General features: G+C 33.7%; 14 protein-coding genes. 5 read left to right on the plus strand and 9 right to left on the minus strand.

The features are described from left to right. Window positions 1–15: 15 nt before the first annotated feature. Both E0I61_RS06675 and E0I61_RS06680 read right to left on the minus strand, forming a co-directional pair. Window positions 16–462 carry a GNAT family N-acetyltransferase gene (locus E0I61_RS06675; RefSeq protein WP_131991714.1) on the minus strand — a complete coding sequence of 149 codons (447 nt, stop codon included), beginning with the start codon at window positions 460–462 and terminating at the stop codon, window positions 16–18. Continuing rightward, entirely contained in the window at window positions 449–1,690 is a 1,242-nt protein-coding gene (locus E0I61_RS06680; RefSeq protein WP_132070598.1) for a 3-deoxy-D-manno-octulosonic acid transferase, read from the minus strand. Before E0I61_RS06680 ends, E0I61_RS06675 begins: the two co-directional genes overlap by 14 nt. Before the next feature lie 255 nt (window positions 1,691–1,945). On the opposite strand from E0I61_RS06680, the gene E0I61_RS06685 reads away from it, so the two are divergent. The 4 genes from E0I61_RS06685 to E0I61_RS06700 all read left to right on the plus strand — a co-directional run bounded on the left by E0I61_RS06685 (window position 1,946) and on the right by E0I61_RS06700 (window position 4,724). Then, complete coding sequence (locus tag E0I61_RS06685; RefSeq protein WP_131991720.1) at window positions 1,946–3,076, plus strand: DegT/DnrJ/EryC1/StrS family aminotransferase; 1,131 nt, start codon at window positions 1,946–1,948, stop codon at window positions 3,074–3,076. 86 nt (window positions 3,077–3,162) lie between these two features. Beyond that, a complete protein-coding gene (gene galE, locus E0I61_RS06690; protein ID WP_132070263.1) occupies window positions 3,163–4,176 on the plus strand; it encodes a UDP-glucose 4-epimerase GalE in 1,014 nt (337 codons plus the stop codon). Window positions 4,177–4,314: 138 nt separating this feature from the next. After that, window positions 4,315–4,509 carry a hypothetical protein gene (locus E0I61_RS06695; protein ID WP_132070265.1) on the plus strand — a complete coding sequence of 65 codons (195 nt, stop codon included), beginning with the start codon at window positions 4,315–4,317 and terminating at the stop codon, window positions 4,507–4,509. Next, entirely contained in the window at window positions 4,494–4,724 is a 231-nt protein-coding gene (locus tag E0I61_RS06700) for a hypothetical protein (protein WP_132070267.1), read from the plus strand. Before E0I61_RS06695 ends, E0I61_RS06700 begins: the two co-directional genes overlap by 16 nt. A gap of 182 nt (window positions 4,725–4,906) precedes the next feature. Here E0I61_RS06700 and fabD read toward each other — a convergent pair whose 3' ends face one another. The 5 genes from fabD to E0I61_RS06725 all read right to left on the minus strand — a co-directional run bounded on the left by fabD (window position 4,907) and on the right by E0I61_RS06725 (window position 9,826). After that, complete coding sequence (gene fabD, locus E0I61_RS06705; protein ID WP_132070269.1) at window positions 4,907–5,782, minus strand: ACP S-malonyltransferase; 876 nt, start codon at window positions 5,780–5,782, stop codon at window positions 4,907–4,909. 204 nt (window positions 5,783–5,986) lie between these two features. Continuing rightward, a complete protein-coding gene (locus tag E0I61_RS06710) occupies window positions 5,987–6,937 on the minus strand; it encodes a bestrophin family protein (protein WP_132070271.1) in 951 nt (316 codons plus the stop codon). Window positions 6,938–6,976: 39 nt separating this feature from the next. Continuing rightward, a complete protein-coding gene (locus tag E0I61_RS06715) occupies window positions 6,977–7,684 on the minus strand; it encodes a hypothetical protein (protein ID WP_132070273.1) in 708 nt (235 codons plus the stop codon). 75 nt (window positions 7,685–7,759) lie between these two features. Next, entirely contained in the window at window positions 7,760–9,148 is a 1,389-nt protein-coding gene (locus tag E0I61_RS06720; protein ID WP_132070275.1) for a HAMP domain-containing sensor histidine kinase, read from the minus strand. Window positions 9,149–9,151: 3 nt separating this feature from the next. Next, the gene (locus E0I61_RS06725) at window positions 9,152–9,826 is read right to left on the minus strand and encodes a response regulator transcription factor (RefSeq protein WP_131991738.1); all 675 of its coding nucleotides are present in this window, start codon (window positions 9,824–9,826) and stop codon (window positions 9,152–9,154) included. Between the two features lie 227 nt (window positions 9,827–10,053). Here E0I61_RS06725 and E0I61_RS06730 point away from each other — a divergent pair, with 227 nt between their 5' ends. After that, window positions 10,054–11,697, plus strand: a complete 1,644-nt coding sequence (locus E0I61_RS06730; RefSeq protein WP_132070277.1) for a hypothetical protein — start codon at window positions 10,054–10,056, stop codon at window positions 11,695–11,697. Window positions 11,698–11,735: 38 nt separating this feature from the next. On the opposite strand, the gene E0I61_RS06735 is transcribed toward E0I61_RS06730, so the two are convergent. After that, entirely contained in the window at window positions 11,736–12,053 is a 318-nt protein-coding gene (locus tag E0I61_RS06735) for a DUF6370 family protein (RefSeq protein ID WP_132070279.1), read from the minus strand. A gap of 40 nt (window positions 12,054–12,093) precedes the next feature. Continuing rightward, window positions 12,094–12,456: a DUF983 domain-containing protein gene (locus E0I61_RS06740; protein WP_131991744.1), complete on the minus strand. Its 363-nt coding sequence runs from the start codon at window positions 12,454–12,456 to the stop codon at window positions 12,094–12,096. Window positions 12,457–12,533 lie beyond the last annotated feature (77 nt).

Below are 12,533 nucleotides of genomic sequence, written 5' to 3' on the forward strand. Positions count from 1 at the left end.
ATTTAGGGTGTAATTTTATTTGATTTTGTATTTCATCAATTTTCTGTTGTGCGATTCAAAACCGTGCGCAAGGTACAATTTTTGAGCTTTTTCGTTGTGCTGTTCCACTTCCAGATAAATCAGTTTTAACGATAGTTTATGGCTTTCACTTTGAATAAATGCAATGGCTTTACTGCCAATTCCTTTGCCTCTTGCTTTTTCAGTCAAATACAATTCGTCTAAAAAAGCAATTTTCCCTTGGTATTCAAAACTAAAAACAAAGGTTAGAAGAATGTAGCCTACAATTTCATTATCGGATAAAATAAGCCATGATTTTCCAAAATTTTCATTGGAAATAAATGCTTGAAATAAAGCTTTAGAAACATCAATATTAATGGGGTAATTATCAATCGCATAAAATTGTTGCATCAGTATCACAATCGTTTCAATATCAGAAAGCGCTAACGGTTTAAATTGGGTCATTCAAAATATGTTTTAAAATAATTGCAGTAGCTCCTTTATTCATTTGTACAAAGGTGCTGCACATGTGTCCTTTTTCGTGTCGGATGTCATCATTCAGGATGAGGTTTCTAAATGCTTCGTTTAGCTCTTTAGTATTGTTGATAGAAATACAGGCTTCCATATTTACCAGTGCTGTTGCTTCTGCAAAATGAGAATAGTTCGGGCCAATCAGTATTGGAACACCAAAAGTTGCCGGTTCCAGTAAATTATGAACTCCGGGATTTCCGAAACCACCGCCTATATACGCAATATCCGCATAACTGTAGATTTTGGTCAGAATACCAATCGTATCAATGATAAAAACATCAAAATCAGCCAGATTCTGTCCTTCTTTTTCAGAGAATAAAACGATTTTTTTAGTGATGCTGTTTTTTAATTGCTGAATTTGGTCGTCCTTAATATTATGAGGCGCAATTATAAACTTGACATTGAATGTATTCGAATTAATAAAATCTACCAATAAATTTTCGTCTTTTGGCCAAGAACTTCCCACGACAATAGTCAATGTATTGTCTTTAAATTGAGAAATAAAATCCAAGGAATTGTCTTTTTCTAAAATTGTGGCAACTCGATCAAATCGGGTGTCTCCAGAAACGGAAACATTCGCTTTACCTACTTGTTGCAGTAATTTTTTTGAAGTTTCATTTTGTACAAAAAAGTAAGTGAATGTATTTAATGCTTCTCTGTAAAAGCCGCCATACCATTTGAAAAACAGTTGATTTTTTCTAAGAATTCCAGAAATTAAATAGGTTTTGGCATTTCGTTTTTTGAGCTCGGCTAAATAATTTGGCCAGTATTCGTATTTAATAAAAAACACTAAATCCGGATGGACGAGTTTCAAAAACTGTTTGGCATTTTTCTTGGTGTCCAAAGGCAAATAAACCGTAACATCAGCAACGGTATTGTTTTTTCGGACTTCATAGCCTGAAGGTGAAAAAAAAGTAAGTACAATTTTGTGTGATGAGAATTGTTCTTTTATTTTTTCAATGACAGGTAAGCCTTGTTCGTATTCGCCTAAGGAGGCAGCATGAAACCAGATTGTTCTATCAGTAGGTTTTATTTTTTGTTCCAAAGCTGGAAAAACCACTTTTCGTCCAGCTACAAAAAGTTTCATTTTTGGACTGAAAAGAGCTATGATTTTTAATAAAAAACCAGCAATTTGAGCAATTAGATTATAGAGAAAAAACATCATTAAAATTTTGGGGCTAAAATACGTTTTCTTTATGTTTATTTCTTCCGCAGCAATATTTAAATTTTGGTTGTCAGGAACCCATTTTTTTATTTCATCGGAATAATATCTTTTTTTAATGTGAGTTTCATTGGTTTAAACTCATAAATAACTATTTTTGTTCTTCGTTTTAAGAAAGTGTTTGCTGTTTCTGTAAACCTTAAAATAACGTCACCCTGAACGCAGACGAAGGGCGAACTTTAAACAAAAATTTCAATGAAAAAAATCCAAATGGTTGACTTAAAAAGTCAATATGATAAAATAAAAGACGTCGTAAATACATCTATTCAGGAAGTTTTAGACACAAATTCTTATATTAATGGACCTCAAGTTCATCAATTTCAAAAATCTTTGGAAGAGTACCTGGACGTAAAACACGTAATTCCTTGCGCTAATGGAACCGATGCCTTGCAAATTGCTATGATGGGATTGGATTTAAAGCCTGGAGATGAAGTAATCACTGCCGATTTTACTTTTGCAGCGACAGTGGAAGTAATTGCTTTACTGCAATTGACACCGGTTTTAGTCGATGTGGATATGCATAATATGAATATTTCTATCGAAGGAATTAAAGGCGCCATTACGCCAAAAACCAAAGCAATTGTTCCGGTACATTTATTTGGTCGTGCTGCCAATATGGAAGCGATTATGGCTTTGGCCAAGGAGCATAATCTATATGTTATAGAAGACAATGCACAAGCGATTGGAGCTAATTGCAAGTTTTCTGATGGAACAAAAAAGAAAGCAGGGATAATTGGTCATGTGGGATCTACTTCATTTTTTCCTTCTAAAAATTTAGGATGTTATGGAGATGGCGGAGCGATTTTTACCAATGATGATGCTTTGGCACATAAACTTCGCGGGATTGTAAATCACGGAATGTACGAGCGGTATCACCATGATGTAGTAGGGGTAAATTCACGATTGGATAGTATTCAAGCAGCAGTTTTGAATGCTAAATTACCTTTATTAAATACTTATAATGACGCACGTCGTTCAGCAGCTGCGAAATATAATACCACTTTTTCGGGCCATTCTAATATTACAATTCCAGAGTTTGATTTAAATGGAGACGATCACGTTTTTCATCAATATACTTTGCGAATCATTAATGCCAATAGAGACGGATTGATGCAGCATTTACTTGATAAAGGTATTCCGTGTGCCATTTATTACCCAATTCCATTACATTCGCAGAAAGCATACGTGGATTCTAGATATAAAGAAGAAGATTTTCCAGTGACAAATCAATTGGTTAAAGAAGTAATTTCGTTGCCAATGCATACAGAACTGGACGATGAACAAATTAAATTCATAACGGACAGTGTTTTAGAGTTTTTTAAATAATATAGAGACGCGATTTATCGCGTCTTTTTTATGTGGTATAAATAGTAAGGGATGCGATAAATTGCGTCTGCACAAAAAAAGTAATCATGAAAATATTAGTTACAGGAGGTTTAGGTTTTATTGGTTCGCATACTGTTGTTGAATTGCAAAATGAGGGTTTTGAAGTACTGGTTGTGGATAATTTATCGAATACATCATTGAATGTGTTAGATGGAATTCAGAGTATTACCGGAAAAATTCCTGCTTTCGAAAAGTTAGATTTGCGCGAGAAAGAAAAAGTACAGGATTTTTTCAAAAGGCATCATGATATTTCAGGAGTCATACATTTTGCAGCTTCAAAAGCGGTGGGTGAAAGTGTTGAAAATCCGTTGTTGTATTATGAAAATAATATCAATGCATTGGTATATGTTTTACAGGAGTTACAGAAAAAACCGGAAGCTAATTTTATTTTCAGCTCGTCTTGTACCGTTTACGGTCAAGCCGAAAAAATGCCAATTACCGAAAACGCACCAGTGCAACAGCCAATTTCTCCTTACGGTAATACCAAAAAAATTGGAGAAGAAATCATCATCGATGTGACTAAGGTAACCAATATCAATGCGATTTTATTGCGTTATTTTAACCCAATTGGAGCACACCCTTCTACTGAAATTGGAGAATTGCCTATCGGGGTTCCTCAAAATTTAGTGCCATTTATTACACAAACCGGTTTTGGATTGCGTAAAGAACTCGCCGTTTATGGAGACGACTACCCAACTCCAGACGGAACAGCGGTACGAGATTATATTCACGTAGTTGATTTGGCGAAAGCCCATGTGATCGCTTTGCAACGTTTATTAAACAAAAAAAATACCGCTAAAGTAGAAACCTTCAATTTAGGTACAGGAACAGGAAGCTCGGTTTTAGAAGTCATCAATACTTTCGAAAAAGTAAGCGGTAAAAAATTACCATACAAAATTGTTGGTCGCAGAGAAGGCGATATTACTTCGGCTTACGCCAATACGGATAAAGCCAATACTGTTCTGGGATGGAAAGCAAAATCAACGCTTGAAGAAGCGATGGCTAGCGCCTGGAAATGGGAACAGAAAATTCGTTCGTAGAGTAATGCAGGTAGAGATGCACTGCAGTGCATCTCTACAGAAGATTCATTCAAAGAAATCCCAAATTATCGTGATGATAGTTTGGGGTTTTTTGTTTTAAGTAATTAGTTGTAAATTTGTTAGGTAAATAAGTTTATCATGAATGCTAAAAAAGAAAATCCGAAAGTAAATAAAGTAGAAGAACCTTCTGCAGATTATGAAGTTTTGAAAACTAAATTTAAAGGAATTGACAGAGCCACTTTTGATTTTGATGAAGAGATGAAAAATGGATATACTACAGAAGAAGCAAAAGCTAAATCCATTAGAAGAATTAGAGAATGGTGGGGAAAATAAAAGTTGTTTTTACCCAACATGTAATTGAATATCTTGATGACTTAGTTCGTGTTTTGTACAAAAAAGAATACTTTGGTTTTATAGAAACTGCCGAAGAATATGTCTCGAAAATTTTCGATGCTATTCCTGAAAATATCAAATTTAGTAGACAACAACAAATCCCAAAAGCACTTTACTATTTAGGCTCAAACTATATTTTTTTACAAAGTGAATAACCGAACCACTTGGTATGTTTTCTTTGAAAAAAAGAATCAGAATTATTTGATTACTGGAATTATCAATAATCATTGTGAAGAGGCTAAGAATCTATAGTTTTAAATTATATCAAAAAATCCTCACAAACATAGTTCATGAGGATTCTATAATATGATCGATTTTCTATTCTGCAATCTAAAATTTAAGCATTCGCAGTAACCGCTTCTTTATCAATTTTACCAATCAATCCGGCCAATACTTTTCCTGGACCCACTTCCGTAAAAGATGTCGCGCCATCGGCAATCATTTGTTGTACAGATTGTGTCCAACGAACCGGTGCAGTCAATTGTATAATTAAGTTTTTCTTGATTTCCGAAGGATCAGAAACTGCGCTTGCCGTTACGTTTTGATATACTGGACAAATAGGAGTAGAAAAAGTCGTCGCTTCAATAGCTGCAGCTAGTTCTTCTCTTGCTGGTTCCATCATTGGTGAGTGAAAAGCACCACCAACTGGCAACAATAAAGCGCGTTTTGCACCCGCTGCTTTCATTGCTTCGCAGGCTTTTTCTACTGCTGATGTTTCTCCCGAAATCACTAATTGTCCCGGGCAGTTATAATTTGCAGCCACTACAATTCCGTCAATAGAAGCGCAAACTTCTTCTACAATATTGTCAGCCAATCCTAAAACGGCTGCCATAGTAGAAGGTTTTATTTCGCAGGCTTTTTGCATTGCCAAAGCGCGTTGTGAAACTAATTTTAATCCGTCTTCAAAAGATAAAGCACCATTTGCTACTAAAGCAGAGAATTCACCTAAGGAATGTCCAGCTACCATTTCTGGTTTGAAATCCTCACCTAATGTTTTTGCTAAAATCACCGAATGCAAGAAAACGGCAGGTTGTGTGACTTTGGTTTCTTTCAATTCCTCAGCTGTTCCTTCAAACATGATGTCTGTGATGCGGAAACCTAAAATTTCATTGGCTTTCTCGAATAATTCTTTTGCAAGAGCAGAATTTTCATATAAGTCTTTACCCATTCCTGTGAATTGTGCGCCTTGACCTGGAAATATATATGCTTTCATGTGTCTAATTTAAAGATTGAAATATTTAAAGATTGAAAAATTGGTTCCAATCGGAATGCAAAAATACTATTTTTTGCGGTATTTGAAACTATCTGTTAGGTTCCTTTTACTATTGAAAGTATAATTCATTTTTTACAGAATAGACATTCAACCTAAAAAAAATCCACTCAAATTAATGAGCGGATTTTCACCAAAATCTAAAAACTAAAGAACGAAATAAGCGTTGTTTAAAAGTTGTATATGATGTGCTTTTGCTTCATAAACAGGTACTTCTTCATCAAATTCATCTCGGTATTCGTTGACCATTTGCATAAGGTTTTTTTCAATTGTGTTAGAAATCGCACTTACAGGAGTATCTGTAGGTCTGTTTTCAAATGGATCTTGTAAATGAATAGCCATTTTTTCGATTAAGAAAAAAGCAGCTGCAATGGTTGTCACCAATGGAATTTGAAGCCAGCCAATAATATTAATTAATCCAAAAGGCAATAGGATTATGAACAAACACAGCGCAAATCTGATGTACATGCTATATGTTGTTGGGAAAATGGTATTTTTTATACGTTCACACTTACCCATAGAATCACACAATCGCGTTAATGTATTATCGATTTCTACTTGTTGGTAAACATTAATTTTATCAGAATTAAGTGCTTTTTTTAAATCTTTTGCATGTAACATTAAAATGGCATTTGGTACGTGTTTGTGTTTTTTTACAAATCGTAAGTCATCTTCATTTAGTAAATCTCTTATTGGTTTAATAGGGTCTTTCTCTCGAAGTGTTTGTCCAAGACTGTAACACCATGCGGCTTGTCTTTTTGCAAATTTTTCTTTGAAATCGTTCGCTTCTACTGAAAAATCAGGATCATTATAAAAAATAATAATTTGGCGCAATAGTGTTCTGGAATCGTTTACAATAGAACCCCAAATTATTCTGGCTTCCCACCAACGGTCATATGCTTGATTGGATTTGAATGCCAGCAGCAATGAAATGATAGTGCCAATTATTGTGGGAATTGCAATAGGAATATTAACTGATGTAGTTTTGAAAAAATAATGAAAAATTTCAAATGAAATACAAAACAAAATGACTAAGGTCAATTCTGTTTTTATTTTACCCAGCACATATTTCATGGGAATTTTCTTTTTTAGTAACATATACTTTGGATTAAAATTTTAAAAAATTATTTGATTTTTCTAGGAAATATCTTCATATAGAGAAAGTACAGGTAAGCCTAACATTTCGTTCAGTGCTGCTTTTTCTTTCCTTAGTAGTTTTAATTTCTTAGGTTTTCGAGTTTCAATCAAAATGTTTATGTTGTTTTTTGATATCGTATCGGTTAAAAAAGGTTCGGTTTCGCTTGTTTTGGTTTCGCTTACAATTTTCAAAGAGAATATCGTATTTACATAAGCTTGTAAATCTTCTGCATGAAGGCTTGAATCTGAATTTTTGATATACAAAGCCTGGCTGAATATTTCTTCTTCAAAGTTTGCGTTTGTGTGTAGAATTGGGCATTTGCTGTTAGAAATAATTTGGATACAAAAGGAATTGATTTTCTTTTTTGAAGATTTAAAAGAAGGAGTGATAATTGTTAATCCAATTGCAAAATGCTCCATTATATTTTTAAAAACAGGAGAAGAAATGCCGTATTGATGGTGAATTTTTAAGCTGCAATTTTTAGATTCCAAAATAATTTGTCGGCACATTAGCAAAACATTTTCTTGCGTAGTGCTTAAACCTTCATTGATATTTCTTAATAAACTGGCAGAAGAAAAGGTGTCAGGAATATCTGCAAGTAACATCAATATGAGCTGACATTGGTCACCATTAGATGATTTTATAGCAGTTTTCACCGCATTGATTGTGTCGTTTTGTAGTGTTGATGGGATAAGAATATTTTTCATATGTATTAAATTTATTTATACATACAAAATAACAGTACCCAGTTTATAGCAACCTTAAAATAAAATTAGAATATTCTAAGAATTCACATTAGAATTTCTAATGTTAGCGGTATTAAAAGTAATATTTACAATAGTCCCTTTGTCGGGTTCAGATTGTATTTGAAGTTCTCCATTGTGCATTCTGATTATTTTCATGGCAAGTGGCAGTCCTAACCCATAGCCATTGTATTTTGATGCTTTTTTGCCTCGAAAGAAAGGCTCGTAAAGATGCGGAATATCTTCTGCGGGAATACCAATTCCAATATCAGTAATTGAAATTTTGATGATTGAATTGTTTACGGATAAAGTAACAAAGACAGTCTCGTTGTCAGAATATTTGACACCATTGGCGATAATATTATTCAATGAAAGTTCTAATAAGGATTTGTTACATGGAATTTCTAGTAAACTTGGGTCGCTAGGAATTTTATTGATCTTTATCGTTACTCTGTTATTGGGATAAATTTTATCAATGTCTGATTTTACATCCATAAGGAGTTCATCAATTCTAACGATATCTAATAATTGTTTTTTTCCATCATAACCAGTTTGTGTCAGTTTCAAAAGACTTTCTGTAAGATCTCCCAGTCGGGATGCTTGACTGTGTATGTTTTCTAATGACGTTATATAATCCGTAACATTTCTTTCTTTTAAAAGCATAATTTCTGCTTCGGCAATTATGGTTGTTACGGGTGTTTTTAGTTCATGAGAAGCATTATTGATAAAGTTTGCTTGGATTTCAAATGAGGTTTCCAGCCGGTCCAACATGTTGTTAAATGTCTTTGTCAAATCGGCAATTTCATCTGTGCTGTTGGTCTCCGGAAGTCTGTTGTGCAGGTTTGATGCGCTTATTATTTTTACTTCCGCCGTAATTCGGGCTACTGGATTTATAACTTTTCTTGCTAGAAATCTACCAAGAAAATAAGCCAATAGTATAAAAGCCAATCCTCCAAAAAAGAGAATTTGAATAATATAAATACTGCTGACGTTTCCTCTGCGGTCTATAGCAGTAATGATTACAATATATTTTTGATTGGATTCGGTAAAAGTTTGGGCATAAAAATAGCGGTTGCTATTTTCAATCCAATTAGAACCATTAGCCATTACTTTTGTATAAAAATCAGCGGGTAAATTAAGATTGGTATTGTACTCAAATGTATTTTTTCCACTGATTTTAAGGACAAAGTCTTGTTCATCAATCAATTCTTCAAGTCCATTTGCTTTAAACTCTTTGAAATAACGGGTTTTTACAGGATCATTTTGATAATGAATCGATGCAACTATTTTAGCCCGATCTTGTAATCTTTTCAAAAAATGATACTGGTTGTTTTGTTTGAACAGGAAGAAAACCACCAAACTCAATAAAAGTGTGCTGAGGGTTGAAAGCGCAATATAGGTAAAAGTAATTTTTTTCTTAATTTGCATTTTTTATTGTTTCAGTACATAACCCAAACCTTTCATGGTGTGAATTAATTTAGTATTGTATGGTTTGTCAATTTTTTTTCTCAAATAATTAATGTAGACATCAATTACATTTGTATTCATGTCAAAATTAATGTCCCAAACATTGTCTAAAAGTTGTTCACGGGATAAAATAGTCTCAGAGTTGATGGCCAGATAATATAAAAGTTTAAATTCTTTAGCTGTTAATACAATGGAGTCCCCGTTTCGGGTTACCGATTTTGTTTTCGAATTAATTTGAAGGTCAGCAATAGTGATGATTTCATTCGGTTTTTGTATTTGACCGGCTCTTCTGGAAAGTGCATTGACTCTTGCGTCGAGTTCTAGGAATTTGAACGGTTTTAATAAATAATCATCGGCTCCGGAATTCAATCCGTTTATTACATTTTCAGTACTTCCTAAAGCGGTTAATAACAAAATGGGAACAAAGTTTTTTGCGGCTCTCAAACGTCTGCAAATTTCAATGCCATTAATGTCAGGTAACATCACATCCAATATTACCACATCAAAATTATGATTAGAGAGTAAATCTAATGCTGTTGTGCCATCAAGGGCAACACTTACTTCGTGATTTTTTTCTGAAAAGCCTTTCCGGATAATTGACGAAAGATTTGGTTCATCTTCAACTATTAATAACTTCATTAACATTACTATTTCTACAAATTTAATGATTAAACTTTTGTTTTTTCCCAAAATACCTTTGCTAAACTAATATTAACAAAACCTTATAACTAGTTGAAAGTTTTGTTTTGTGTTTTTATATCCAAATCAGGGGACTGCTTTTAGATTCATTATTAAATTATTACTATTTTATTTTGTAACATTTTTTGTTTTTGGATTACTAATAAAGTATGAAAAATAGCAATTATATGAAAAAGATTTTCTTCATTGTTTTCTTACTCCTTTTTGGTTTTTTACTTTTTTACTTCAACCTGCCGGTAATTGATTATGGATTTACGGGTTTTGCTATTATTTTGTTGTTATTAGTGATTTTTGGGATAATATTTTCTCTTGGGCTGACAGTTTCGCAGCAAACCAAGCAGGTCAAGATTGTTTCCAGACCCAACAAGGTTTTGTATGTTTTGGCAGGAGTACTTTTAGTGTATTGTATTGCGCTTCCTTTTGTGACCAGCCTAAAAATGTTTAGAAGTGATTCGTACCAAAAACTAATAGGAGAGGTTAAAAACGGCCAAAAAATAACAAATCATATTGCTCCAATATCTATTGATAAAATCCGTGTGGTGGATGAGGAGTTAGCGCATCTTCTAGGTGAGAAAATTTTAGGTTCGCAACCAGCTTTGGGAAGTCAAGTAGAATTAGGTGATTTTTGTATCCAAAAAGTGAGTAACAACTTGTACTGGGTTGCACCATTATTACATTCGGGTTTTTTAAAATGGTTTAACAACCAAGAAGGAACTTCGGGATATGTTATGGTTTCTGCAACCAACGAACGTGATGTAAAACTAGTTCAGAATGTGGAAGGGAAGGACATTAAGATTAAGTACCAACAAGGCGCTTATTTTCAAAGCGACATTCATAGACATGTTTATTTTAATGGAAACGCTGCTGTTGGTCTGGCTGATTTTAGTTTTGAGATTGATGATGCTGGAAATCCGTTTTGGATAGTAACTAAATATGTGAAAAAAATTGGTTTCTCAGGAAAAGAAGCAACGGGCGTTATTGTGGTTGATGCACAATCTGGTGCTATAAAAGAATATTCAATTGCTAAAACACCAAAATGGGTAGATCGAATTCAGCCTTTGGATTTTATAGAAGATCAATTGAACGATTGGGGTGAATATGTTCACGGGTATTGGAATTTTTCTAATGCGGATAAACTCCAAATTACGGAAGGATTAACATTGGTTTACGGAAAAGACAGTAAATCCTATTGGTATACCGGATTGACTTCGGTTGGAAAAGAAGAATCTGCTGTAGGTTTTGTATTGGTGGATACAAGAACCAAGGAAACTACCTTTTATAAACAAGGTGGAGCGACAGAATTTGCTGCTCAAAGTTCTGCGCAAGGAAAAGTTCAGGAAAAAGGATATAAGGCGTCTTTACCTATTCCGTATAATATTAATAACATTCCCACGTATGTGATGACGCTTAAAGATGATGGCGGATTGGTTAAAATGTTTGCGATGGTTGCCATTGCAGATTATACGATTGTTGGCGTGGGCAATACGATGCGAGAAACCTTAACCTCGTTTAAAAACGTCTATAATATGGCGGATAATAAAATAAATCCGAATAGTGTCTCCAATAAAAAATCGCTGAAATCAATTGTAACCCGAATCCAGAATGATGTGAAAAACGGGAATAGCTTTTATTATTTTAAGGTGAAAGATTATCCTAATATTTTTGTGGGTTCCTCTCAAATATCCAATCAATTGCCGGTGACGATTGTAGGAGATAGTGTAAAAATTTCTTTTGATGTAGACTTGGAAGAAGTAATTGATATTTCGAGTTTTGAGAATAGTAATCTTAAAGCGAGCATGAAATCGAAGTAATTAAAAAAGGCCTAAAGAAAATTCTTTAGGCCTTTTTTTTATTTTTTTGGCAGTAATTTAAATGAGGTGACTTTGAATTTATTGTTAACCACTTTACCAACCACTTCCGCTTTTCTTATAGCAGCACAAAAACCATCACTGGCATGCGCATCTCCATGTGAGTCAATAGAACTGCCGTCAACGAAATAGGATTTTCCGTCAATGCGAACGGCTAATTCACAACCGTGACCTTCCATTCCAAACTGACATTGTCCGCATGAAGCTTCAACAATTTGAGGTTTTGGTTCTTCTTTTTTATCCTGAGCACTTGCAAGTGTTGCAGAGAACAAAATAGCTAAGTATAGTATCTTTTTCATAAATGATTAAATTTTTACTTCAGCTAAGATACTGGTTTTTTTATATCGAATAATTTTTAAACATATAAATCCACAATAATCTGGAAAGGCGAATATTAAGAGAAGCCATGGCGATAATCACAACAGCAATAATTGGAATGATTCTTAAATCAAAATTTTCTTTAAAGAAGAATTGTGCAATAACATAGGTAGCAATTCCTTGGGCTACTGTTAAACCATAATTTACATACATAGCACCAAAGAAATAGCCTGGTTCTTTTTCGAATTTAAATTGGCAGTGCGAGCAATACTCGTTCATTTTAGGGAAACCAATATTTAAGAAAATATTTTTTTCTTTAAAAACTTTGCCTTTAAGGCAATGAGGACAATCATTATTCAGGATGTGTACAATAGAATTTGACATCGTTATTATTTTTATCAAAGGTATTTCTTATTCATGTCATGGATGTTTTCTATATTCGCTAATTATAGCACAATAAG

It is taken from the genome of Flavobacterium ranwuense (genome assembly GCF_004349315.1).
GTDB classification, from domain to species: Bacteria; Bacteroidota; Bacteroidia; order Flavobacteriales; family Flavobacteriaceae; genus Flavobacterium; species Flavobacterium ranwuense.